Here is a 23,632-nt window from a genome sequence, read left to right as displayed (position 1 = left end):
GTGACCACGGAATCCCTCAGAGGGTGCGGCGGAGAAGGTCGAAGAAGGTGTCGCCGCGGACTACCTCGAGCGGCGCCTTCAGGAGCTCGGCAAGCTCTGCGATATCCGTTGGAGTCCAGGACCACGCGTTGATGGCTGCTGCCACGAATAGCGGGGCAGAGCCGTCCCAACCGGCTGTGTGCCGCACTAGCGCGTCCTTGTACTCAACAGCCTTACCGGGCGGCGAGAAGTTACCGATGACCGGCAGACCGCCACGCTTCACCAGAAGATCTCCGGCCTCCCAGGACTGCACAATCCCCTTCACCGGCGTGTACGTGGCGTACGCCTTCCCGATCGCCTCAGAGAACGGAACCCACTTGTCGTTCTCCCGATGGTTGTAGGCATACACAAGATCCATACCGGTACGCCGCATGTACTCGCCGCTCAACCGCATATAGGCGTCTACGTCGGCAGCAGGCCAAGCCCCCGGGTACGTATATCCAGCACCGGACGGACCGCAGATAAGCAGGTCGTTGGCAGTAGCAGTCCGCTGGTAGTGGCTAAGCAGGCCAGGACCGATGTCAGCCAACAGCGGGCTCACCGTCCAGTTGGCCGGCGCATCACCACGACGCGGGTCGTCCCACAGCTGACGCATCCGCCGCTGGCAGTACTGGACGTTGTCGCCTTCCCCGATCGTCATCGTCACGTAGATCTTCTTCTCGGCCGCAACCCTCTTGAGCGGCCGAACCTCGGAAGAGATCGGCGCAACGACTCCCGAGTGCACTGTCCCGTTCATGTAGAAGTCCGCGGGCAACACCTCCAACCCGGCCTGCGCCGCCAGGTCGACCCCACTCCACTCCCCCGCGACGTCGTTCGAGAACCAGCCGGCGTACGGCGTAGTGGGTTCAACCGCCTGGAAGATCTCCGACAACAGCTCGCCCGTCGGGCCGTTCGGCGGCAACCAGCTCACCATCGTCTTCGTCGCGACTACGTAGTCCCGGAAGAACGGGAACGGCTCAACCCGGGTAGGCGCCGTGTCCGTCGCCGTGACCAAGTACTGGTTCCACATCTCCACAGTGACGGTCAGAGACGTCGTACCCGCCGGCGGTTTGAACTGGTAGATGAAGTACCCACTGCCATCGGAGAACCGGTTGCCCTCACCCCCGACCGACGAGTTCAACCCATCAAAGAGGTACGACGCCTCCGCCGCATCCCCAGGTTTGAACGACGCGAACTCGGCGCGATCGGCCTTGACCAGCACAGACGCCACCGACGGACCCCAGCCGTCGTCGCGGAACGAGTCCTGGAATCGGACGAACACCCCGTCCGCGCCGAGATCGGCCGATACGTCGAACGTGTAAGAACCCCGGTTGGACGAGTCGCGGATCTGCCGAGTCTCGCGCGCGACCTCTCGCCAGGACACGTTCGCGACGTCCACCACCATCGTCGGCGGCAGCCCTGCGAGCAGGCGATGACTGCAGCGCGGGAAGAGGTTCTGCAACTGCCAGCGATAGGTCTTCACCCGGTCGTCGTCGAACTTGCCGCGCAGGTCCTGCACCACCCGCAGCTTGTGTTCGGCGACCTGGCCCGCGTCCGCCACCACCGCGTCGTACAGGCCGGCGAGGGTGGTCGCGACGTTGAGCGAATCCGGCACCTCCGGGTCCCAGACGATTGCACCGCGCACGCGTCCGGCGTACTCCTTGACGAGGTCGAGCGGATTGGCGTGACGAGTCCGCGGGAGCCCGGTGTCCGCTAGCCAGCGGGCGTCCACATCGCCGTCTCTGAACAGGAAGTACAGCTCGGGCCGTCGCCGGTTCACGACGCCCTGCAAGGTGGTGAGTAGCGTCTGGTCGTTGCCGGTCAGCGTGCTCACATCGCCGAAATGCAGGTGTCCCGGTCGCTCGAAGACCGGCAACAATCGCCGGCCTGCGGCTTGTGCTGGAAGGGATGGGATCAGGCCGAGGCCGCCCATCGTGACCGCCCCACTGCCTGCCAGGAACGTACGCCGCGAGACCATTCGAGACCTCCCCATCGGGTGACATCGCTGTCAAGTCCCGGGGAGATTAACAACGTTGTAGCGGACGATCCAGACCCCGAAGCCGTTGTCTTTAGAAACGTTTCCAGCTATAGCCCAAAACTGTTCGAGTCGTCCACCAGGTCTTGGACGTCGTACCGGAGCGGACATCGCCCGTACGTCCATCGAGACCAGCGACGCACCCGCCGAGATCATCGCCACCGCGCTTGCCGACATCACCACCTGGCTAACGGCCTAACACGTACAGTCGAAGTGTGGTCGAGCCGCTCGTGGGGCGAGAGGACGAGTCCCGCCTTGCGCGGCGAGTCATGCGCGACGTCGAAGCCGGCCATACCGCCACCCTCCTGATCGAGGGTGAGGCGGGGGTCGGGAAGACGAGCTTCATTCGGGCTCTCGCGGACCAGGCACGCGCCGACGGCCTGCGCGTGCTGAGCGGCGCGGCCCATCCGTTCGAGACCACGAGGCCGTTCGGGTCGTTGATCAGCGCGCTCGATCTGCGGCGGAACTCGAGCGATCCGCGACGGGCGTCGATCGGCGAGATCCTCGGCGGTGAGGCCACTCCAGCATCGACGACCGCAGGGACCGACCTGCGCTACCGCGTCATCGAGGAGATCGTCGATCTGGTCGAGGCGGAGTGCTCGCGCGCTCCCGTGCTGCTGGCGCTCGAAGACTTGCACTGGGCCGACACCTCCACGCTGCTCGCCGTCCGGACGATGGCGCGCGAACTCGTTCACGTACCGCTGTTCCTGGTGGCCTCGCTGCGTCCGTCGCCGCGTTCGGACGAGCTGACCCTGCTGGTCGACGATCTGCTCGAGATCGGCGCGCCATCGATCTCGTTGCCTCCCCTCTCCCCCTCAGAAGTCGACGCGCTAGTGCGGGCCGAGCTGGGCCTCCCGGCTGGGCCTGAGCTCGGCGCGGTGGTGGCCAAGGCCGGCGGGAATCCCTTGTGGGTGGTCGAGATCCTCCGTTCGCTGTCCGCCGACGGGCGAGTCCAGCGCGGCTCGGAGGTCGCCGAGATCACGTCGTCCGAGCTGCCGCACTCGCTCCGGGATCTCGTCGTACGACGGCTCCGGGACCTGCCCCAAGCAACGCTCGACCTGCTGCGGGTCACCTCTGTTCTCGGCGACGCGGTGTCGATCAGCGACCTCGCGGCCGTGACACGTCGACCAGCCGCCGATCTGGTCGCCACCCTGGGCGAGGCGTTCCGGGCCCAGCTGCTCGGCGAGAAGGGAACTGCCGTCGTCTTCCGCCACCAGCTCGTCCACGACGCCATCTACCAGTCGATGCCGAGGCCGGTTCGTTCGGCCTTGCACCGCGACGCCGCGGGAGCGCTCGCGCGCGCCGGATCCGACCTGACGCACGTGGCCGGCCATCTCGTACTCGGCGCGAGCCCTGGCGACCTCGAGGCCGTTCGCTGGTTGCGTGCGGCGGCCAGACAGTCGGCGCCACGCGCCCCTGCGGAAGCCGTACAGCTCCTTCGTTGCGCCGAGCGGTTGTTGCCCGACCAGCATCCCGACGCGGACTTCCTCGCCGCGGAGCTGGTCGAAATCCTCCTTCTCGCGGGGAACGTCGCCGAAGCAACGGCGCAGGCCAACGCCGTACTGGATCGGCCGCATCGTCCGGAGGTGGACACCCCCGTCCGGTTGTGGCTGCTCGAGTCGCTCTCCCTGCAGAACCTCGGGCCGGAGCTCATCGACAGGGCCGAGGCCACCCTCGAAGGAGCGCACGGCCTCACGGATGCCCAGAAGTCGCTCGTGCTGGCGCAAGCCAGCTACGGCCGGACCTTCTCCGGCGACTTCGTCGGCGGAGAGGCGACCGCACAGCGCGCGCTCGACCATGCCATGCAGGCCGGCGATGTCGCCATGACGGTGTGGAGCCTCGGCACTCTGTCCGTGCCCATCAAGACCCAGGGCCGGTACGCCGAAGCCCTGACGCTCTCCCGACGCGCGGTTGAGCTGGCCTTCGAGCCGCCGAACGACGGCGCGCGACTGCGCCACCCCTACTTCTTCCTGGCCATGGCACTGAGCGACGCGGACCTCCTCGACGAGGCCCGCGTGGCCTTTCGCAGAGCCGTGGACGAGTGCTCCACTCTCGGTTCGTCGTGGATCCTCCCTGACGCACTGCTGCTCGCTGCGGAGCTGCGCTTCATCGTCGGCGAGTGGGACGACGCCTGGTCCGAGCTCGAGGCAGGTCTGCGCGTCGCGCACGAGCGCGGGCACAAGATCTCAAAGCCGCAGTCGCGGGCGTGTGAGGCGATCATGGCGATCGCGAGGGGCGACCATCGCGCGGCCGAGGCGGCGCTGGCCACTGTGCAGGCGCAGCTCGTCAGCGACGTCCCCGAGTACGGCGTGGAGATGGTGGCGTTCGCGACGTCTCTGCTCGCCGACGCCGAGGGGCAGGCGACGAAGGCGTACCAGCTGCTCCTGCGCTTCTGGCAGCTCGACGAACAACGGGAATGCCGCTACCACCACCGATACCTCGCCCCGCAGCTCGTACGCCTGAGCCTCCTGCTCGACCAGGACGACGTCGCCCGAACGGTGACCGAAGCCGTGGAAGCGGGAGCGAAGCTCGCGCCGGCCGTCCCCACCGTTCAGAGCGCGGGTTTGCGGTGTCGCGGTCTCGTCGAGCGGGATCCGGACCGGATGATCCGCGCCGTGGAGCTGGCTCGTCCGAGCGGGCGGCTGATCGACCATCTCTTCGCGTGCGAGGACGCGGCCGGCGTGCTCGTCGCCGCGAACCGCACGGACGAAGCGACAGCGCTGTGGTCAGAGGCGCTGGAGCGGTACGAGGAAGTCGGCGCGGACGCTTGGGCCATGCGGGCGCTGGCGATGTTGCGGCGTCACGGGGTGAAAAGGGGAACGCGCGGGCCGCGTCAGCGCCCGTCGGCGGGGTGGGACGGCCTCACGCCGACCGAGCACGCGGTGTCCGGACTGGTGGCCGAGGGGCTGACCAACCGCGAGATCGCTCGCCGCCTCCACATCTCGCCGCATACGGTCAACACGCATCTCCGGCACATCTTCCAGAAACTCTCGGTGCCGAGCCGCGCCGCGCTGGCGGCCGAGGTCGCGCGCCACGGTCCGGATCACGCGATCGAGTGATGTCTTCGGCGTCCGGCGTCTGGATTCTTGGGGCATCAGCAACCCCTTGGAAAGGACAAGCAGATGCCCTCGATCGGATTCGTCGCCCCGCTGCTGCCGGGAAAGACCGAAACGGACCGCGCGGCGATGACGTCGTGCTGGAACGGCGATCGGAAAGCCGACTACGAACGGTCCCGCAAGAACCTGGGAATCACCCGCGAGGCCGTCTTCCTCCAGTCCACACCGGGCGGCGACGTCAACGTCGTCTACTGGGAGGCCGACGACGTGGAGGCGGCGCTGACCGGCATGGCCACGTCGGACGATCCCTTCGACCGCTGGTTCCGCGACCATGTCCGGGAGGTCCACGGGCTGAACGTCGAGGACGGCTTCCCCCCGCCGGAGCAGGTGATGGACTTCCGCGCTTGATCCGGGGAGCTACCAGGCGTTGTGCAGGATTTGGGTGGTTTCGGCAAGGCTCAGGCCGGCTTGGCGGGCGGCTACGGCGAGGGCCGTGGCCGCGCGGTGGGTGGCGGCGTCGTTGATCTGGCTGCGGCCGGCGAGTACGACGGTGCCGTTACGCCCACGTGTCTCGACGAGGCCATCCGCCTCAAGCTCCTTGTAGGCACGCGCCACGGTGTTCACAGCAAGGCCCAGGTCGATCGAAAGCTGCCGCACCGTCGGCAACTTCGTCCCCTGGGCCAACTCGCCCGTACGAATCAGCTGCTCGATCTGATCCTTCACCTGCTCGTACGGCGGAGTCGCCCCAACCGGGTCAACCGTGATGTCCATTGGCCGAGCGTATCGGTCCGACATCTACCAGGCTTGATCGAGCACGCGCCGCGCCTCGGTGAGACTGAGGCCGGCCCGATGCGCCGCCCGCGCGAAGATCACCGCCGCCGCGCGCGTCTCCTCGTCGTCCGCCTGGACCTGCGGAGCCAGCGCGAAGGTCCCGTTGCGCCCGCGGGTCTCCACCAGCCGATCAGCCTCGAGCTCCTTGTAGGCCCGCGCGACCGTGTTGATCGCCAGCCCGAGATCCCCCGCCAGCTGCCGGACCGTCGGCAACCGGCTCCCCTCCGCCAGCACGCCGCGCCGGATCAACTGCTCGATCTGCCCCTTCACCTGCTCGTACGGAGGAGTCGCCGCAGCCGGATCCACCGAAATGATCACGCGCGCTCCCGCAACCGCTGCCAGGTCTTCGCATCCTTCTGGGCATAAACGGCCCAAAGCGAGAGCACGTATCCGATCACGATCAATGGCAGCGCCGCCCAGCGCAGCGCCACCGGGAGCCGATCCGACAGGTCGAAAATCTGCTGCCCCAGGAAGGCTCCGCCCAGCATCCAAGCCGTCAAAGCAACGCCGATCGTCACGTCACGCAGCATCTGCGCCCGCTCGGCTTCGTCCCAGCGCAGCGCCGACTCCGACAACGCAGGGCGCGACGCCCGCAGCACGCGGCGCTGCAGTACCGGAGCGACCGAGCAGAGCAGCAGCCCGGCCCCGCCGCAAACGAGCATGCTGACGCCGATCCGGCGGTCCCCACCGCCCAGGTTCACGGCGACCACGCCGACGAGCAGCGTGTACACAGCGGTAAGTGTCGCCCAGCCCTGGGCAACGAGCTCCAGCCGCGTCAGATAGTCGGTGAGCGTGCGCCGCTGCAGCGCAGCGACCCGCACGTCCCCCTGACCGGCGATCCGGCGCAACGCGACGAAGTCACCTGCCCACATCCCGAGCAGCACGCCGAGCATGGACAGCAATGCCAACGCGGTGAGCCCGCCCTCCATCAGGCCAAGCGACAGCACCGGCTGGAGTCCGACGACGGCACCAACCAGTCCGCCGATCAGACCCAGCGTGTTCTTGGAGGACTGCCGCCGAATGGCCGCCTCCCGGGCTTCGGCGTCGTCCGGCAGCGCGGCCAATCGCTCGAGCCGCTCAATCGCCATCGACGCCATGCCCATACGGCAGTTTGTATCATCTGTATTGATACAACGGCAAGCGGTTATCCCGGCTCAGTCGAAGTCGGACTGGGTGTAAGGGTGTTTCTCGACTAGGACCAGCCAGTTGCCGGAGTTGTCGCGGAGGACGGCCTCGACGCCGTACGGGCGGTCCGAGGGCTCCTGGACGTACTCGACGCCTCGGGCAACCAGTTCGTCGAAAGTCTTGCGGCAGTTCTCGGTGGCGATGCCGAAGCCGTGCATCGAGCCCTTCGCCATCATCCGCTTGATCGCTTCGACCGACTCAGGGTCCAACGGCGGGCCTGGTAGCGCCAGCTGGATCTCCAGTTCGGGGTGGTCCGGCTGGCTGACCGTGCACCAGCGGTAGCCGTCCCCGACGGTGACGTCGACCTGGAGCGTGAAGCCGAGTTTCTCGGTGTAGAAGGCCTTGGCCTCGTCGATATCGTTCACGAACACACTGATCAGCGAAACGTTGGTAATCACGGCTGCCCCTTTTCGAAGAAGTTGACGTGTACGACGTTAGGCCTTGCCAGCCGCATCAGGCTTCTCCGGAATTGCGCTGGTCAGACCGAGCATGAAGACGTAGCAGCCGGGGATACGCGGCCCCGTCTGGGTCTGCTGGTAGGCCGACGGGCTCATCCCGATCAACTCGGTGAACCGCGTGCTGAACGACCCTAGACTGCTGAACCCGACCAGGTGGCACACCTCGGTCACGGTCAGGTTGGTGGCTCGCAGCAGGTCGGCGGCGCGCTCGATCCGGCGCCGGCCGACGTACTGCATGGGCGTCTCGCCGTACTCCGCGGCGAAACACCGGAGGAAGTGGTACTTCGAGACGCCCGCGGCCGAGGCGAGCGCGTCGAGGTCGAGCGGCTCGGCGAACTGCCGATCGGCCAGGTCGCGCGCCCGGCGCAAATGCGGCAACAGTTCGACCGGCACCACACCCATCCCCATATCGCCGAGGATAGGCCTCTCTCTTTTGCGTTCGTTCGTCGGAATCCGCCCTCTCAGCGCCGCGGACCGGCACAGGTCCGCGACGGCAGAGGGCGGATTCCGACGAACGAACGCAAAAGAGAGGTTGGTCAGCCCTTGGCGCCGGGGTTGCCGGCCAGGGAGGTGAATTGGGTGGCGGTGAGTTTGGTGGTGTCGCCGGTGAGCATCTTCGAACGGGTGCAGATGATGCCGCCGGGGACGGACCCGGTCAGTACGCGGATGGCGTTCTTGAAGGAGTCGCAACGGCGCCCGTCTTCGGCACCGGCCGGGTAACCGATGGCTGCGTTGACCTTGCCCATGTTCAGGGCGTCGGCGTACGGGTTGATGTTGCGGGCGACGGTCCAGTACCAGCGGGCGATCGGCGCACTCCACTGCAGCGACCGCGCCAACTCAGGATTGCCGAGCAGGTCGATACCGAAGTACCGACCGGCCGGGCCGTAGTTGAAGTCACCCGTCAACTGGATGTACCCGCGACCGCCGTACAACCGCGTATCGCCGATCTCGCGGATGTTGTACTCCAACCGCGACTCGTGCACCAACGTCGCCAAGAACGCGGCCTTGCGGTACGGCGTATTGATGTTGGCATCCCGCATCGCCTGGTTCAGCGACGGCAGACCCTGCTGGACCAACGACGGATTGGCGATACGACTGCCGAACATCGCCTGCACCGTCGCCAGGGTGATATCGCCACCCGGGTCCGGGTTGCCGCCGCCGCACTCGGGCACACCGGGCAGCTTGTCCTCAGGGATGCTCACGTAGGCCACAGTGACGTAACCACCCAAAGCCGGGACATGCGCCCACCAACTGCTGGAGCCGCCCGAGACCGTCACGTGGTCGCCGAACTTCTGGCAGTCGACGTCGATCGAGGTCGGGCCGGGCAGCGTACGGACGATGGCCGAGTTCAGGTACGCGTCGGCGCGGACGTTCACCCCACTGCCGTACGTCGAGAACACCGCCGCTTGGGCAGGAGTCGCGGCGACCACACCGGCCGCGGCGATACCGGCCAGGGCGAGCAGGGTGGCTCCGAGTCGGCGGAAACTTCGTGTGCGCATAGGTCTCTTCCGGGCGGGCAAAAGGGCGGAAAGGCGGTCGTCGTGAGTAACTACCGACACTCGGTCACGACGTCGTCACTTTCCACCCAACAAGACCCGCACTCAAGCCTTTCGACACCAGCGCAAACAGTGCCGTGGCGAGCCAGCCGCCACGGCACTGTGTCCAAAGACCCTTAAGACATCAGCCAACAGTCCCCGCGGCGATGCCCAACGCGTCGAACTGCGCGCGGGTGAGCTTGCTGGTGTCACCGGCGTACGCCGTCGGCCGCGTGCAGATGATCCCGGCCGGCACCGACCCGGTCAGATACCGCAACGCGTTCTTGAACGAGTCACACCGACGCTGATCCTCGGCCCCGGCCGGATACCCGATCGCCGCATTGACCTTGCCCATGTTCAACGCATCGGCCATCGGATTGATATTGCGAGCCACCGTCCAATACCAACGCGCAATCGGCGCACTCCACTGCAACGACCGCGCCAACTCGGGATTCCCCAGCAGATCGATCCCGAAATACCGCCCCGCCGGCCCGTAATTGAAGTCACCGGTCAGCTGGATATACCCCCGACCGCCGTACAACCGCGTATCGCCGATCTCGCGAATGTTGTACTCCAACCGCGACTCGTGCACCAACGTCGCCAGGAACGCCGCCTTCCGACGAGGCGTGTTGATCTGAGCGTCCGCCATCGCCTTGTTCAGCGACGGAAGACCCGTATTGACCAACGTCGGATTGGCGATCCGCGACCCGAACATCGCCTGTACGTCGGCCAGCGTGACGTTCACCGGCGGATTCGGGTTCGGCGCGCACTCAGGCACACCAGGCAACTTGGTCTCACTGGTGTTGATATAGCCGACGGTCACGTACCCACCGTGTGCGGGCAGATGCGCCCACCACGTGGTCGCGGCACGCCCCGGCACGGTGACCGAATCACCCGACCGCTGACAGTCGACGTCAACCACGGTCGGACCTGCGAGCACCTTGACCACCGACGCGGACAGATAGGCGTCGGACCGTACGTTGAGGTTATTGGCAGTGGTCTGGAAACCGACAGCGCTGGCCGGCGTCGCCACCAGCCCTGTCGCGGTTATGGCTGTGAGCAGGCATAAGGACCTGAGCATGAGCACTCCCTGGCGGTGGAGGGGCGGACCTCGTACTCTCCGCCCCTCACCACGGGGTTGCTCAAGTAGGCAACTAGGACTTGATCTCCGGTACGGCGTCCACGCCGGCCTCCTTGCGCTGCGCCGGGGTGATCGGCGCGGGCGCGGCGGTCAACGGGTCGAACCCGCCACCGGACTTCGGGAAGGCGATGACATCGCGGATCGACTCGGTCCCGGCCAGCAGCGCGGTGATCCGGTCCCAACCGAAGGCGATCCCGCCATGCGGCGGCGCGCCGAACTTGAACGCGTCGAGCAGGAAGCCGAACTTCTCGGTCACCTCTTCGTCCGTCAGACCCATCACCGCGAACACGCGCTTCTGCACGTCCTCACGGTGGATACGAATCGACCCACCGCCGATCTCGTTGCCATTGCAGACGATGTCGTACGCGTAGGCGAGCGCATTGCCCGGATCCGTGTCGAACGTCGCCAGCGAGTCGGGCTTCGGCGAGGTGAACGCGTGGTGCACGGCCGTCCACGCGCCCGAACCGACCGCGACATCACCGGTCGCCACCGCGTCGGAGGCCGGCTCGAACAGCGGCGCGTCCACCACCCACAGGAACGACCAGGCCGACTCATCGATCAGCCCGCCACGACGGCCGATCTCCAGCCGGGCCGCGCCGAGCAACGCCCGCGACGTCTTGACCGGACCGGCCGCGAAGAAGACGCAGTCCCCCGGCTTGGCGCCCACGTGGTCGGCCAGACCCGCACGCTCGGTCTCGGACAGGTTCTTGGCGACGGGACCACCCAGCTCGCCGTCCGGCCCGACCAGCACGTACGCCAAACCCTTGGCGCCACGCTGCTTGGCCCACTCTTGCCACGCGTCGAGCTGCTTGCGCGGTTGGTCGGCGCCACCCGGCATCACCACGGCACCGACGTACGGCGCCTGGAACACGCGGAACGGCGTGTCCTTGAAGTAGTCCGTGCACTCGACGAGCTCGAGGCCCATCCGCAGGTCGGGCTTGTCGGTACCGAATCGCGCCATCGCCTCGGCGTACGTCATCCGCGGCAGCGGCGTCTGCACCTCGAAGCCGATCAGCTTCCACAGCTCGACCAGGATCTCCTCGGACAACGTGATCACGTCGTCCTGGTCGACGAAGCTCATCTCGATGTCGAGCTGGGTGAACTCGGGCTGCCGGTCGGCCCGGAAGTCCTCGTCGCGGTAGCAGCGGGCGATCTGGAAGTACTTCTCCATACCGGCCACCATCAGCAGCTGCTTGAACAGCTGCGGCGACTGCGGCAGGGCGTACCAAGAACCGGGCTGAAGACGCGCCGGGACCAGGAAGTCGCGCGCGCCTTCCGGCGTCGACTTGGTCAGCGTCGGCGTCTCGATCTCGACGAAGTCGTGGTTGGCCAGCACCTCGCGGGCGGCCCGGTTGACCTGGCTGCGCAGGCGCAACGCGTTGCCCGGGCCCTGACGGCGAAGGTCCAGGTAGCGGTACTTGAGGCGGACCTCCTCGTTCACCGGCGTCGCGTGGTGCTCCTCGACCGGGAACGGCAGCGGCGCGGCCTCGTTCAGCACCTCGACCTCGGTGGTGATGACCTCGATCTCGCCGGTCGGCAGGTTCGGGTTCGCGTTGCCCTCGGGTCGCGGCGAGACCTCACCGACGATCTTCAGGCAGAACTCGGCGCGCAGCGGGTGCGCGATCTCCTCGTCCCGGATCACCACCTGGACCGTGCCGGACGCGTCGCGCAGATCGATGAACGCCACGCCACCGTGATCGCGCCGCCGGGCCACCCAGCCCGCCAGGACGACGGTCTGACCGGCGTGCTCGGCACGGAGCGAGCCTGCGGAATGGGAACGGATCACTGGTTCTCCTGGGGGTTCTCGATGCTTGGTCGCAAGTCTTCGGGTGCGGGCGTCCAGGTGGACGCGTCGGCGTCGACCTGGTCGCCACTGCGGATGTCCTTCACCGAATCGGCAGCACCGTCGACGCCGCCGAACCAGACGAACGGAATGCCCCGGCGATCGGCGTACTTGATCTGCTTGCCGAATTTGGCCGCGGCCGGCGCCACCTCGGTCGGGATACCCCGGCTGCGCAAGGCGGCGGCCGTACGCATCGCGTCGGCGCGGTCTTCCTCTTGGGTCAACGCCACGAGGACGGCGGTCGGGGTCGAGCGGCTGCCCGCGACCAGGCCGTACTTGAACAAGCGCGCCAGCAGTCGGGAGACGCCGATCGAGATACCCACACCCGGGTACGTCGTTTTGCCGTCGCTGGCGAGCGAGTCGTACCGCCCGCCGGAGCAGATCGAGCCGTACGACTCGTGGCCGATCAGCTGCGTCTCGTAGACCGTGCCGGTGTAGTAGTCGAGCCCGCGAGCGATCTTGAGGTCGGCCACCAGCAGACCCGGGGCGTGCTCGTTGGCGGCGGTCATGATCGCGGCGAGGCGCTCGAGGCCCTCGTCGAGGATCTCGTGCTTCACGCCGAGGGCGCGGACCTGCTCGACGAACGATGCGTCCGTGCTGGAGATCTCGGCCAGTTGCAGCGCCGACTTCGCCTGGGCGTCGGTCAGACCGGCGTCGACGAGCAGCTTCGCCACTTTGTCCGGGCCGATCTTGTCGAGCTTGTCGACGATCCGGAGCACTGCGAGGACGTCCTCGATGCCGAGACCGCGGTAGAAGCCCTCGGGGATCTGGCGGTTGTTCACCTGGATGCGGAACGGCGGGATCGGCAGTTTGGAGAAGGCGTCCGCGATCACCAGCGGCAGCTCGACCTCGTAGTGGAACGGCAACGTGCCGTCGCTGACGATGTCGATATCGGCCTGGGTGAACTCGCGGTACCGGCCCTCCTGCGGGCGCTCACCACGCCAGACCCGCTGGATCTGGTAGCGGCGGAACGGGAAGGCCAGCTTGCCCGAGTTCTCCAGCACGTACCGCGCGAACGGCACGGTCAGGTCGAAGTGCAGCCCGAGACCGGGGCCGCTGTCGTCGTCCGCGCCGGCCGCGAGTCGCCGTACGGCGTAGATCTCCTTGTCGGCGTCCTCGCCCTGACTGGACAGCCGCTCGATCGGCTCGACCGCCCGGGTCTCGATGGACGCGAACCCGTGCAGCTCGAACGTCTCCCGAATCGTGTCGAGGAAGAACTGCTCGACGATCCGGTCCGACGGAAGCCATTCGGGGAACCCACTGATCGGGCTGATTTTACTCATTGGGCCTTGCTCATATTGTTGGAATCTCCAGGTCCTGCAAGTAGGGATTGGTCGCCTTTTCCCGGCCGATCGAGGTCTGGCCACCATGACCCGGCAGTACGACGATGTCGTCGCGCATCGGCAGGATCTTGGTGGCCAGCGTATGCAGCATGGCCTGATGGTCCCCACCGGGCAGATCCGTGCGCCCGATCGATCCGGCGAACAACACGTCCCCGGAGAAGAGCACGGCCGGCACGTCCTCCGGCCCGTCGTACGGCGAAGTGAACGTGACCGAGCCCCGGGTGTGCCCCGGCGTGTGGTCGACCGTGAACCGCAGACCGGCCAACTCGATCGTGTCGGCGTCCTTCAGTTCGGCGACGTCGTCGGGCTCGGCGAAGGTGTAGTTCCCCCCGAGCAGCATCTGCGCCGTCTCCGGGCTGATACCGGCCATCGGATCGGCCAGCAGGTGCCGGTCATCGGGGTGGATGTACGCGGTCGCGTCGTACGCCCCGCAAACCGGCATCACGGAGAACATGTGGTCGATGTGCCCGTGCGTGAGCAGCACTGCGACAGGTTTGAGCTTGTTCTCGCGGACGATCTGCTCGATCCCCTTGACGGCGTCCTGACCGGGGTCGACGATCACGCATTCGGTGCCCGGGCCGGTGGCGGCGACGTAGCAGTTCGTGCCCCACGCACCTGCGGGGAACCCGGCGATGAGCACAACTGACCTTCCTGAGGGAATCCGGAACGAAGCAAGATTACCGGTGCCACCATCACCGGGACTAACCGGATTGAGACCGGAACCCCGTTGCATACCCGGCAGGAGTTTGTGAGGCTCGTCAACACGCCTACTTGGCACCCGGCTACGCGATTGAACCGGGTAGTGGCCAGAATGGGCAGCGAGCGCAAGACATACCGCCGAAAGGGGCGAGTTGTGGCCGAGGACAGCTGGGGCCGGGTAGCAGAGGACGGAACGGTCTACGTCCGTACCAAGGACGGCGAACGAGCCGTCGGGCAGTGGCCCGATGCCGATCCAACCGAGGCACTCGCCTTCTACACCCGGCGGTACGACGCCCTCGCGTTCGAGGTCGAACTGCTGGAGCAGCGCGTCGCCGCGGGCACGGTCTCGCCGGATGACGCCCGCGCCGCCGTCAAGAAGGTGACCACCGCGATCGACGAGGCCCAGGCCGTCGGCGACCTGGACGGGCTGCGCGCTCGCCTGGAAGCGCTGAGCCCGCTCGTCGCCCAGCAACGCGAGAAGCGCAAGGCCGAGCGCGCGGCCAAGGTCGAAGAGGCCCGCGAGGCCAAGACCAAGATCGCCACCGAGGCCGAGACGATCGCCGCCGGTACGGATTGGCGCCACGGCGTCACCCGGCTGCGCGAACTGCTCGACGAGTGGAAGGCGCTCCCCCGCCTCGACAAGTCCAGCGACGACGAGCTCTGGCACCGGTTCTCCTCGGCGCGTACGACGTACACGCGTCATCGCAAGCAGCACTTCGCCGAGCTCTCGTCCAAGCGCGACGAAGCCGCCGTGGTGAAGGAACGCCTCGCCGCCGAGGCCGAGGGCCTGGTCAACTCGACCGACTGGGGTCCGACGTCCGGCCGTTTCCGCGACCTGATGCGCCAGTGGAAGGCCGCCGGCCCGGCACCGCGCGAGGTCGACGACAAACTGTGGGCGCGATTCCGTACCGCCCAGGACACGTTCTTCGGCGCCCGCGACGCGGTCCAGGCCGAGGAGAACGTCGAACAGCAGGCAAACCTCCAGGCCAAGGAGGAACTGCTGGTCGAGATCGAGGCCATCCTCCCGGTCGAAGACCCGAAGGCGGCCCGCGAACAACTCCGCGTCCTGCTCGACCGCTGGGACGCCATCGGCAAGGTCCCGCGCGACTCGATGCGCCCGATCGACGCTCGGTTGCGAGCGGTGGAGCAAGCCGTGAAGTCCGCCGAGGACGAGGTCTGGGAGCGCAGCAACCCCGAAGCCCGAGCCCGCGCCGAAGCCACGGTCAAACAACTCGAGTCGCTCATCTCCGACCTCGAAGCCCAAGCCGTCAAGCACGAATCCGCCGGCAACGCCAAAAAGGCCAAAGACGCCCGCGAAGCCGCCGAAGCCCGCCGAGCCTGGCTAGCCCAAGCCCAACAAGCCCTAACCGACTTCAGCTAACCCCTCCACCGCAAGGCCCGCACGTCCCCTGGTTGGAACGCGCGGGCCTTTCGCATCCCCTCGCCGCATTCCACGTCCGACCGTCGCAGCGTTCGTGGCGCGCCGTCGCAGGGTGGTGGACGGCACCGCATAGTGCGTCCGACCGTGGCAGGGGTTCGTGGGGTAGGCGTCGCATGGCGCGTCCGACCGGCGGAAGGTTTTGGACGGCGCGCCGCGGCGACGTGTGACCAACTCTCCGACGGTCGGACCCGGAATGCGGGGAAGGAATGCGACGCCGTAGGCCGTGAGTGCGCCTACTCCCCTGCGACGGTCGGACGCACTATGCGGCGCGGGTGTGGATAACTTTTCGACGGTCGGACGTGGAATGCGGGCCTGTGGATGAACGGCAGGCGCTTTGGCGGTTGGAGGCGCATTCTGGTCCGATGCTCTTCGACGACCTGCGGTATTTCGACGGAGCGCCGTTCACGCGTGCGCAGGCGGAGCGCGGTGGTTGGGATCACGCGAAGCTGCGGCGGCATCTCGCCAACGGGCTGATCCGGCAAGTCCTCAAGACCGTGTACGTCGATGCGCTGGTCCCCGATTCGCTTGAGCTGCGGGCAGCGGCCCTGTGCCTGGTCACGCCTTTGGACGCGGTGATCTGCCGCCGTACGGCCGCGTGGCTGTTCGGCATCGACACCTTCGCGCTCCAGGAGCGGGATGGGCCGCTGGCGATCGACACCCTGCGCCCCGGCCGGCATCGCGCCATTCGCCGATCGAAGGTGACTGGCCATAGTCAGACGGTCTTGCCGGGCGATGTGATGATCCATCGCGGCCTTCGCGTCACCACGCCGGCGGCCACCGCCGTGCATCTCGCGCGCCATCTGCGACGTCCGTATGCGCTCTCCGCCCTCGACGCGATGCTCCACGCCGGGCTGCTGGACCATGGCCAGCTGTGCGCCGCGATCGGTCGCTATCCGAAGCATCCCGGCATCGCCCAGGCGCGAGAGCTCGCCCTCTTCGCTGATCCGCTGACCGAATCACCTGGCGAATCGTGGCTACGGCTGCGGCTTCTCGACGCCGGATTCCCACGTCCGCAAGCGCAGGTTCGGGTGCTGACGCCGCGCGGCGAGCGCCGGATCGACCTCGGCTATCCCGACATCGAGTATCACGGTCGCCGGATCGGCCTCGAGTACGACAGCGACCAGTGGCACAGCGGCCGACGCGCTTCCTTTCGGGACGAAACGCGCCGACTCGACCTCGACGACGTCGGCTGGTTGATCCTGCCGGTACGACGAGGAGACGTCTGGGGCCGACGTGTCGACCTCGAGTACGTCGTTGGCGAGATGTTGGGCATCGAGCCGCGGCTGCCGCGGAGGTGGTGAACTCTCAGAGGGCGTTGGAGGCGACCCATTCGACGAACGGGGTTGTGGTTCGCCAGTCCTCGCGGATCTGGTCCGCCAGTTCAGCGGTGTGGATTACGGGTTCGAAGCCGTAGGACTTGGAGAGGGTCATGGATTTGTGGCGGAGGAGGTCGATCCGGGGGTGGTCGGCGTCGTAGCCGCGGGGGCTGGTTTTGAGGCGGTCGCCGCCGACGGTCCAGCCGGCCTTCGTGAGTTTGGCGAGGATCTTCTGGAGTTCGGTGCCGCGTCGTTCGTCGGCGATGGCGTCGCGGAAGGCGGCGAGGCGTTCCGCGGAGGCCTCGTAGAAGCCGGCGCCGACCCGGACGCCGGGCGCGGCCACCTCGACGTACCAGCCGAGTGAGGGACCGCGCGGAATGAACGCACCCTGGTTGGTTTTGTACGGCGTTTTGTCCTTCGCGAAACGTACGTCGCGATGCGGGCGGAAGACCTTGGCCGGGCCGAACTCGCTTTCCAGCAGCGCGACCAACGCGTTCATCGGTTTGCGGACGGACTCCTCGTAGATCTCCTTGTGCTCCGACCAGAAGGTCTTGGTGTTGTCGACCTCGAGATCGTCGTAGAAGTCCAATGCGGCAACCGGGAACCCGGTGAACTCAGCCATGCGCACACCCTAATCGGCGTGCACGCACGGCCGTTCTACTGGGTGACGCGGTAGACGTCGAAGACGCCTTCGACGGAGCGGACGGCCTTTAGGACGTGGCCTAGGTGGGTTGGGTCGCCCATTTCGAAGGTGAAGCGGGACTTGGCGATTCGGTCGCGCGTGGTGGTCAGGGCTGCGGAGAGGATGTTCACGTGGTAGTCCGAGAGGACGCGCGTGATGTCCGATAGCAGCCGCGCCCGGTCCAGCGCCTCGACCTGGATCGCCACCAGGAAGACCGATTGCGCCGTCGGGGCCCACTCGACCTCGACGATGCGCTCGGGCTGGGCCTTGAGGTTGTCCACGTTCGTACAGTCGCTGCGGTGCACGGAAACGCCCGCACCACGGGTGATCCAGCCGATGATCTCGTCACCCGGCACCGGCGTACAGCAGCGGGCGAGTTTGGCCAGCACGTCCGTCGTGCCCTTGACGATGACACCTGCGTCGCCCCGGTTGGTCCGCTTGCGGCGCTCGCGGCTGGCGGGTAGGCGGACGCCTTCGGCGAGATCCTCGGCCGCGCCCTCCTCACCACCGTGCATCTCGATCAGGCGCCGTACGACGGCCTGAGCGCCGACGTGGCCCTCGCCGACGGCGGCGTACAGCCCGGTGACATCGGGATAGCGCAGGAAGTTCGCGACCTGGGTCAGGGTCTCGTGCGAGAGCAGGCGCTGCAGCGGCAGGCCTTCCTTGCGGAGCTGCTTGGCGATCGCGTCCTTACCGTGCTCGATCGCCTCGTCGCGGCGCTCCTTGCTGAACCAGTGCTTGATCTTGTTCCGGGCTCGCGGGCTCTTGACGAACGTCAGCCAGTCGCGGGACGGACCGGCGCCCTGGGCCTTCGACGTGAAGACCTCGACGACATCGCCGTTCTCGAGGGTGCTCTCGAGCGGGACGAGCCGGCCGTTGACGCGAGCGCCGATACAGCGATGCCCGACCTCGGTGTGCACGGCATACGCGAAGTCGACCGGGGACGAACCCGTCGGCAGCGACATCACGTCACCGCGCGGGGTGAAGACGTAGACCTCGGCGTTGTTGATCTCGAACCGCAGCGAGTCGAGGAACTCCGACGGGTCGGAGGTCTCCCGCTGCCAGTCGACCAGCTGCCGCACCCACGGCATGTCGTTCGGGCTGCCGACATCGGTGGTCGGCGGCGCACCCACCTCGGGCGCCGGCGCGTTCGGGTCTTCCTTGTACTTCCAGTGGGCGGCGATACCGTACTCAGCCCGGCGGTGCATGGAGAACGACCGGATCTGCAGCTCCACCGGCTTGCCCTGCGGGCCGATCACGGTGGTGTGCAGCGACTGGTACATGTTGAACTTCGGCATCGCGATGTAGTCCTTGAACCGGCCGGGCACCGGGTTCCACCGGGCATGCAGGATGCCCAGCGCGGCGTAACAGTCCCGGACCGACTCGACCAGCACGCGAATGCCGACCAGGTCGTAGATATCGCCGAACTCGCGGCCGCGGACGATCATCTTCTGGTAGATCGAGTAGTAGTGCTTCGGCCGCCCGGTGACAGTGGCCTTCACCTTGGCGGCGCGCAGGTCCTCGTGCACCTGGTCGATCACGCTGGCCAGATACTCGTCCCGCGACGGCGCGCGCTCGGCGACCAGCCGCACGATCTCGTCGTACACCTTCGGGTGCAGGGTCGAGAACGACAGGTCCTCGAGCTCCCACTTGATCGTGTTCATACCGAGCCGGTGGGCCAGCGGGGCGTAGATCTCCAGCGTTTCGCGGGCGATCCGCTCCTGCTTCTCCTGCCGGAGGAACCCGAGCGTGCGCATGTTGTGCAGCCGGTCGGCCAGTTTGATCACCAGCACGCGAATGTCCTTGGCCATCGCGACGACCATCTTGCGAATGGTCTCGGCCTGCGCGGACTCGCCGTACTTGACCTTGTCCAGCTTGGTCACACCGTCGACCAGCATCGCGATCTCCTCGCTGAAATCCTTCTTCAGCTCGTCGATCGTGTAGTCGGTGTCCTCAACGGTGTCGTGCAGCAGGGCGGCGCACAGCGTCGGCGCGGTCATACCCAACTCGGCCAGGATCGTCGCGACGGCGAGGGGATGCGTGATGTACGCGTCGCCGCTCTTCCGCAGCTGACCTGTGTGGTGCTTCTCGGCGGTCCGGTAGGCCCGCTCGATGATCGCCAGGTCGGCCTTGGGGTGCGTGGCGCGAACGACCCGGAACAGCGGCTCCAGCATCGGCGCGCGGTTCGGGTGCCTCGTACCACCCAGACGGGCGAGACGGGCACGGACCCGGGCAGGCGCGATCCGCGGCGGTTGCGACGCCGGTGGCGGGGCAGCCGCAGTCACTGCCGCGGGTGTCGCCGTTGGCTTCGCAGCAGGCTTCGCGGCAGGCGCGCGCGGTGGCTCAGGCGGTACGACATTCGGTACCGCCGAAGTCATCGCCGGGTCTTCACCCACATTGTTTCCCTCCGCAGACGTTCTACCAGTCTAGAGGGAAGCCACCAACGGACTTGACGCCGCCTGTGGACAACACGCCGGAGCCGCCTTGTGTCAGACGGTGAGCAGCGAATCGAGCCGCTCCCCCGCGAGGCGTTCACGCCCCGGCAGGAACGACAACTCGAGCAGTACGGCGGTCGCGGCGACAGTGGCACCGCACCGCCGGAGCAGTCCCAGGCAGGCCTCGACCGTGCCACCGGTAGCGAGCACATCGTCGATCACCAGCACCCGGTCGCCCGGGCTGAACGCGTCCTGGTGCACCTCGATCGTCGCCTGCCCATACTCCAGGTCGTACGACGCTTCGAACGTGGCGGCGGGCAACTTGCCCTTCTTGCGAACCGGTACGAACCCGGCCCCGAGCGCGAGTGCCACCGGCGCGGCCAGGATGAAGCCGCGGGCCTCGATCCCGACCACCTTGTCCACCACGGTCTGGCCCAGGTGGTCGCGACCAGAGGCGGCGAGCGCCTCCACCACCTGAGTGAAGCCCGCGTGATCGGCCAGCAGCGGCGTGATGTCCTTGAACACCACGCCGGGCTTCGGATAGTCCGGGATGTCCCGGATCAGCGTGGTCAGCACCTCGTCGAGCGTCGGCACCTACTTACCGCGCTTCGACCGGGGCTTGCGCTTCGGCTGCGGCCGTCCCGCACTGCTGGTCTTGCTGATCGGCCGGGCCGAACCGCTGGTGGCACCGGCCTTCGGCGCGCCCTGCTTGCGTGGCGCGTCCTGCGGACGAGTGCCCTCGACCGTGGCGACCCCACCTCCGGCACCAGCGACCGCGAGGCCACCCACCGGCGCGGCGGCACCGGCCTGGGCACGACGGGCCTTGACCCGGCGGTCCAGCGCCTTCATCCCGGGCTCGCGCTCCTTGAAGGCGGCGAGCAGGGCCGGCGCGATGAAGATCGAGGAGTACGCGCCGACGGCGATGCCGATGAACAGGGCCAGCGAGAGGTCCTTCAGCGGACCCGAGCCGAGCACGAACGTACCGACGAAGAGGATCGACCCGACCGGCAGCAGCGCGATGATCGTGGTGTTGATCGACCGCACGACCGTCTGGTTCACGGCGAGGTTGGCCGCGTCGCTGTAGGTCTGGCGGTTCGAGCCGGTGATACCGCGGGTGTTCTCGCGGACCTTGTCGAACACCACGACGGTGTCGTACAGCGAATAACCAAGGATCGTGAGCACGCCGATCACGGTCGCCGGTGTGACGTCGAAACCGATCAGCGCGTACAGGCCAACGGTGATCAACACGTCGTGGAACAGCGCGATGATCGCCGCGGTCGAGGCCTTCGGTTCCCGGAAGTACAGCCAGATCACGAAGAAGACGAGCACCAGGAAGACACCGAGAGCCAGCAGTGCCTTGTTGGCGATCTGCTCACCCCAGGAGGCGCCGATCTGCTGCCGATCCACCTGTTCGGGGTTGGTGACGCCCACCTCGCGGGCGATCGCATCGCGGACCTTCAGCACGTCGGCGTCGGCGAGCGGCCGGGTCTGCACCCGGACCTTGTCGTCGCCGATCGTGGTGACGATCGGGTCGCCGAGGTCCTGCGCGTTCGTCGCGACCACGGCCTCGCGGACATCCGCGACGGTCGAGTCGGTGACCTGCGTGGCCGCGATGAACTCGTTACCGCCCCGGAACTCGATCCCGAGCGCGAGACCGCGCACCGACAGGCCGACGATCGAGAGCAGCACCAGGATCGCAGAGACGGTGAACCAGATCCTGCGCTTGCCGACGAAGTCGTAGGAGATTTCGCCGCGGTGCAGCTTGGCACCGATTGCTCCGAGCTTCGACATCAGATCTCCCCTCCGACAGGCTTGGTTTCGGCCCGCGGACCGGACTTCTTCTTCCCTGGTGCGGTCTGGCCCGGCAGCCGCTGTACGCCGAGGCTCTCCGGGTCGAGGCCGGACAGTTTGTGGCCGTGACCGTAGAAGTCGGTCCTGCCCAGCAACGTGACCAGCGGCTTGGTAAAGATGAAGACCACCAGCAGGTCGATCAGCGTGGTCAGGCCGAGCGTGAATGCGAAGCCCTTGACGCCACCGACCGCGAGCAGGAACAACACCGCCGCGGCCAGCAGCGTGATCGAGTCGGCCGCGATGATGGTGTGCTTGGCCCGGGCCCAGCCGGTCTCCACCGACGAGCGCAGGCTGCGGCCCTCGCGGACCTCGTCCCGCAGTCGCTCGAAGTAGATGACGAACGAGTCCGCGGTGATACCGATGGCCACGATCAGACCGGCGATACCGGCGAGGGTCAGGGTGAAGCCCATCGACTTGCCGAGCAGCACGACCAGTGCGTAGGTGAACGCCGCCGCGACCGCGAGCGACAACACCACGACGAGACCGAGACCGCGGTAGTACAGGAACGAGAAGAGCACCACGACGCCGAGGCCGATCAGACCGGCCAGGATGCCCGCGTCGAGCTGGTCACCACCCAACTGCGGCGACACGTTCGACACCTCGGAGACCTCGAACGACAGCGGCAGCGCGCCGTACTTCAGCACGCTGGCCAGGTCGCGGGCCTCGGCCTCGGTGAACGTACCGGTGATCTCGGCGGTGCCGCCGGGGATCGGGCCGCTCACGCTCGGGGTCGAGATGGCCTGGCCGTCCAGCACGATCGCGAACAGGTTGTTGCCCTCGCCGCGCTGCGAGATCGCGGTGGTGGCGTTGAGGAATTTCGTGCCGCCCTCACCGGTGAACTCCAGGTTGACCTGCCACTGGATGCCGTTCTGCGGGATACCCGCGAAGGCGTCCTTCAGGTCGGTGCCCTGCAGGATGGCCGGGCCGAGCAGGTACTTGGTGCCGCCGGTGCGGTCGCAGGACAGCAGCGGCTTGTTCGACACGTCCTCCGGCTTCGGCGAGTCGCAGGTGTACGCCGCGAAGGCCGCTTGCGTCGCCGGGTCCGGCTGCCACTTCAGCGGGTCGCCGCTCGTCGTCGGCAGCACCGGCGGCTTCGGCGTACCAGACGCAGTCGGGCTGCCAGAAGCAGTCGGGGTCGGCGTCGGCGCGACCGTCGGGGTCGTGGTCGGAGTCGGGTCGGCGAGGATGCCGGTCCAGGCCCGTCCGTTCGGCGTGCTGGTCGGCTTGACCGAGGTCGGCGTCGACGGCTTCACGCTCGGGTTGCCCGACGGCTTCGCGGTGGGCGTCTTCCCCGGGGTCGGCGTCGGCGTCGGCGTGGTGGTCGGCGTCGGCGCACCGCCCGCCTGCGCGTCGTACACGATCCGGAAGCGCAGCTCGGCGGTCTGGCCGACCTGCGCCACCAGGGCATCGTTGTTCTGACCTGGCACGGCGACGGTGATGTGGGTGCCGCCGGAGGTGGTGATCTCCGACTCGGCCACACCGCGGCTGTTCACCCGCTGCTCGATGATGTTCTTGGCTTCGCTGAGCTTGTCCGCGGTCACCTCACCACCGGTGACGGAGCTTTTCGCCGTCAGGGTGATGGTGGTGCCGCCGCGCAGGTCGAGCCCGAGCTTCGGCTTCCAGCTCTTCGTCAGAGCCATGATGCCGAACAGGATGACCAGCACCACGGCCAGCGCGATGAGCTGCCGGCCGGGGCGTGATGGAGATGTCGTCGTCGTTGCCACGTCAGTCTTTCCTCGAGCTACAGGGCGCGGTCAGGCGCC

At 67.3% G+C, this 23,632-nt stretch carries 20 protein-coding genes; 4 read left to right on the top strand and 16 right to left on the bottom strand.

The annotated features are described in order from the left end of the window. Window positions 1-16: 16 nt before the first annotated feature. Window positions 17-1,996, bottom strand: a complete 1,980-nt coding sequence (locus OG394_RS01700) for a GxGYxYP domain-containing protein (RefSeq protein WP_328992963.1) — start codon at window positions 1,994-1,996, stop codon at window positions 17-19. Window positions 1,997-2,268: 272 nt separating this feature from the next. Here OG394_RS01700 and OG394_RS01695 point away from each other — a divergent pair, with 272 nt between their 5' ends. Together OG394_RS01695 and OG394_RS01690 are read left to right on the top strand one after the other, a co-directional pair. Then, the gene (locus tag OG394_RS01695) at window positions 2,269-5,112 is read left to right on the top strand and encodes an ATP-binding protein (RefSeq protein WP_328992962.1); all 2,844 of its coding nucleotides are present in this window, start codon (window positions 2,269-2,271) and stop codon (window positions 5,110-5,112) included. Window positions 5,113-5,175: 63 nt separating this feature from the next. Further along, the gene (locus tag OG394_RS01690; RefSeq protein WP_328992960.1) at window positions 5,176-5,517 is read left to right on the top strand and encodes a hypothetical protein; all 342 of its coding nucleotides are present in this window, start codon (window positions 5,176-5,178) and stop codon (window positions 5,515-5,517) included. Between the two features lie 9 nt (window positions 5,518-5,526). On the opposite strand, the gene OG394_RS01685 is transcribed toward OG394_RS01690, so the two are convergent. The 10 genes from OG394_RS01685 to OG394_RS01640 form a co-directional block, all read right to left on the bottom strand. Continuing rightward, complete coding sequence (locus OG394_RS01685) at window positions 5,527-5,880, bottom strand: GntR family transcriptional regulator (protein WP_328992959.1); 354 nt, start codon at window positions 5,878-5,880, stop codon at window positions 5,527-5,529. 24 nt (window positions 5,881-5,904) lie between these two features. Beyond that, window positions 5,905-6,258 (bottom strand): GntR family transcriptional regulator, encoded by a 354-nt coding sequence (locus OG394_RS01680; RefSeq protein WP_328992958.1) that lies wholly within the window; start codon window positions 6,256-6,258, stop codon window positions 5,905-5,907. Beyond that, window positions 6,255-7,043 (bottom strand): hypothetical protein, encoded by a 789-nt coding sequence (locus tag OG394_RS01675; RefSeq protein WP_328992957.1) that lies wholly within the window; start codon window positions 7,041-7,043, stop codon window positions 6,255-6,257. The genes OG394_RS01680 and OG394_RS01675 overlap by 4 nt, the downstream gene beginning before the upstream one ends. Window positions 7,044-7,094: 51 nt before the next feature. Continuing rightward, complete coding sequence (locus OG394_RS01670) at window positions 7,095-7,523, bottom strand: VOC family protein (RefSeq protein WP_328992956.1); 429 nt, start codon at window positions 7,521-7,523, stop codon at window positions 7,095-7,097. 36 nt (window positions 7,524-7,559) lie between these two features. Further along, entirely contained in the window at window positions 7,560-7,991 is a 432-nt protein-coding gene (locus OG394_RS01665; protein ID WP_328992955.1) for a helix-turn-helix transcriptional regulator, read from the bottom strand. 128 nt (window positions 7,992-8,119) lie between these two features. Beyond that, complete coding sequence (locus OG394_RS01660; RefSeq protein WP_328992954.1) at window positions 8,120-9,082, bottom strand: glycoside hydrolase family 19 protein; 963 nt, start codon at window positions 9,080-9,082, stop codon at window positions 8,120-8,122. A gap of 181 nt (window positions 9,083-9,263) precedes the next feature. Then, a complete protein-coding gene (locus OG394_RS01655; protein WP_328992953.1) occupies window positions 9,264-10,199 on the bottom strand; it encodes a glycoside hydrolase family 19 protein in 936 nt (311 codons plus the stop codon). 73 nt (window positions 10,200-10,272) lie between these two features. Then, entirely contained in the window at window positions 10,273-12,045 is a 1,773-nt protein-coding gene (gene aspS, locus OG394_RS01650) for an aspartate--tRNA ligase (RefSeq protein ID WP_328992952.1), read from the bottom strand. Further along, window positions 12,042-13,385 carry a histidine--tRNA ligase gene (gene hisS, locus OG394_RS01645; protein ID WP_328992951.1) on the bottom strand — a complete coding sequence of 448 codons (1,344 nt, stop codon included), beginning with the start codon at window positions 13,383-13,385 and terminating at the stop codon, window positions 12,042-12,044. The genes aspS and hisS overlap by 4 nt, the downstream gene beginning before the upstream one ends. A 10-nt stretch (window positions 13,386-13,395) precedes the next feature. Next, window positions 13,396-14,085 (bottom strand): MBL fold metallo-hydrolase, encoded by a 690-nt coding sequence (locus OG394_RS01640; protein ID WP_328992950.1) that lies wholly within the window; start codon window positions 14,083-14,085, stop codon window positions 13,396-13,398. A 213-nt stretch (window positions 14,086-14,298) separates the two neighbouring features. On the opposite strand from OG394_RS01640, the gene OG394_RS01635 reads away from it, so the two are divergent. Together OG394_RS01635 and OG394_RS01630 are read left to right on the top strand one after the other, a co-directional pair. Beyond that, window positions 14,299-15,525 (top strand): DUF349 domain-containing protein, encoded by a 1,227-nt coding sequence (locus OG394_RS01635; protein WP_328992949.1) that lies wholly within the window; start codon window positions 14,299-14,301, stop codon window positions 15,523-15,525. A 422-nt stretch (window positions 15,526-15,947) separates the two neighbouring features. Continuing rightward, a complete protein-coding gene (locus OG394_RS01630) occupies window positions 15,948-16,886 on the top strand; it encodes a type IV toxin-antitoxin system AbiEi family antitoxin (protein WP_328992948.1) in 939 nt (312 codons plus the stop codon). 4 nt (window positions 16,887-16,890) lie between these two features. On the opposite strand, the gene OG394_RS01625 is transcribed toward OG394_RS01630, so the two are convergent. The 5 genes from OG394_RS01625 to secD all read right to left on the bottom strand — a co-directional run bounded on the left by OG394_RS01625 (window position 16,891) and on the right by secD (window position 23,593). Continuing rightward, entirely contained in the window at window positions 16,891-17,523 is a 633-nt protein-coding gene (locus OG394_RS01625) for a DUF2461 domain-containing protein (protein WP_328992947.1), read from the bottom strand. Window positions 17,524-17,558: 35 nt separating this feature from the next. Continuing rightward, window positions 17,559-19,757 (bottom strand): RelA/SpoT family protein, encoded by a 2,199-nt coding sequence (locus tag OG394_RS01620; RefSeq protein ID WP_328992946.1) that lies wholly within the window; start codon window positions 19,755-19,757, stop codon window positions 17,559-17,561. 315 nt (window positions 19,758-20,072) lie between these two features. Next, on the bottom strand, window positions 20,073-20,612 hold the full coding sequence (locus OG394_RS01615; protein WP_328992945.1) for an adenine phosphoribosyltransferase: 540 nt from the start codon (window positions 20,610-20,612) through the stop codon (window positions 20,073-20,075). Beyond that, complete coding sequence (secF, locus tag OG394_RS01610; RefSeq protein ID WP_328992944.1) at window positions 20,613-21,809, bottom strand: protein translocase subunit SecF; 1,197 nt, start codon at window positions 21,807-21,809, stop codon at window positions 20,613-20,615. Beyond that, window positions 21,809-23,593 carry a protein translocase subunit SecD gene (secD, locus tag OG394_RS01605; protein ID WP_328992943.1) on the bottom strand — a complete coding sequence of 595 codons (1,785 nt, stop codon included), beginning with the start codon at window positions 23,591-23,593 and terminating at the stop codon, window positions 21,809-21,811. Before secD ends, secF begins: the two co-directional genes overlap by 1 nt. Between the last annotated feature and the right edge of the window lie 39 nt (window positions 23,594-23,632).

The sequence above is a fragment of the Kribbella sp. NBC_01245 genome, assembly GCF_036226525.1.
Lineage (GTDB): Bacteria > Actinomycetota > Actinomycetes > Propionibacteriales > Kribbellaceae > Kribbella.
The sequence above is the reverse complement of the archived record's forward strand: the minus strand, read 5'-3'. Positions and strand labels throughout refer to the sequence as shown.

What these genes read in the sequence shown, in the direction of transcription:
- OG394_RS01620 (WP_328992946.1), bottom strand. Translation starts at nt 19,757, where the DNA reads ATGCTGGAGCCGCTGTTCCGGGTCGTTCGCGCCACGCACCCCAAGGCC.
- OG394_RS01630 (WP_328992948.1), top strand. Translation starts at nt 15,948, where the DNA reads ATGCTCTTCGACGACCTGCGGTATTTCGACGGAGCGCCGTTCACGCGT.
- hisS (WP_328992951.1), bottom strand. Translation starts at nt 13,385, where the DNA reads ATGAGTAAAATCAGCCCGATCAGTGGGTTCCCCGAATGGCTTCCGTCG.
- OG394_RS01665 (WP_328992955.1), bottom strand. Translation starts at nt 7,991, where the DNA reads ATGGGGATGGGTGTGGTGCCGGTCGAACTGTTGCCGCATTTGCGCCGG.
- secF (WP_328992944.1), bottom strand. Translation starts at nt 21,809, where the DNA reads ATGTCGAAGCTCGGAGCAATCGGTGCCAAGCTGCACCGCGGCGAAATC.
- OG394_RS01700 (WP_328992963.1), bottom strand. Translation starts at nt 1,996, where the DNA reads ATGGTCTCGCGGCGTACGTTCCTGGCAGGCAGTGGGGCGGTCACGATG.
- OG394_RS01660 (WP_328992954.1), bottom strand. Translation starts at nt 9,082, where the DNA reads ATGCGCACACGAAGTTTCCGCCGACTCGGAGCCACCCTGCTCGCCCTG.
- OG394_RS01655 (WP_328992953.1), bottom strand. Translation starts at nt 10,199, where the DNA reads ATGCTCAGGTCCTTATGCCTGCTCACAGCCATAACCGCGACAGGGCTG.
- OG394_RS01625 (WP_328992947.1), bottom strand. Translation starts at nt 17,523, where the DNA reads ATGGCTGAGTTCACCGGGTTCCCGGTTGCCGCATTGGACTTCTACGAC.
- OG394_RS01685 (WP_328992959.1), bottom strand. Translation starts at nt 5,880, where the DNA reads ATGGACATCACGGTTGACCCGGTTGGGGCGACTCCGCCGTACGAGCAG.
- OG394_RS01675 (WP_328992957.1), bottom strand. Translation starts at nt 7,043, where the DNA reads ATGGGCATGGCGTCGATGGCGATTGAGCGGCTCGAGCGATTGGCCGCG.
- OG394_RS01690 (WP_328992960.1), top strand. Translation starts at nt 5,176, where the DNA reads ATGCCCTCGATCGGATTCGTCGCCCCGCTGCTGCCGGGAAAGACCGAA.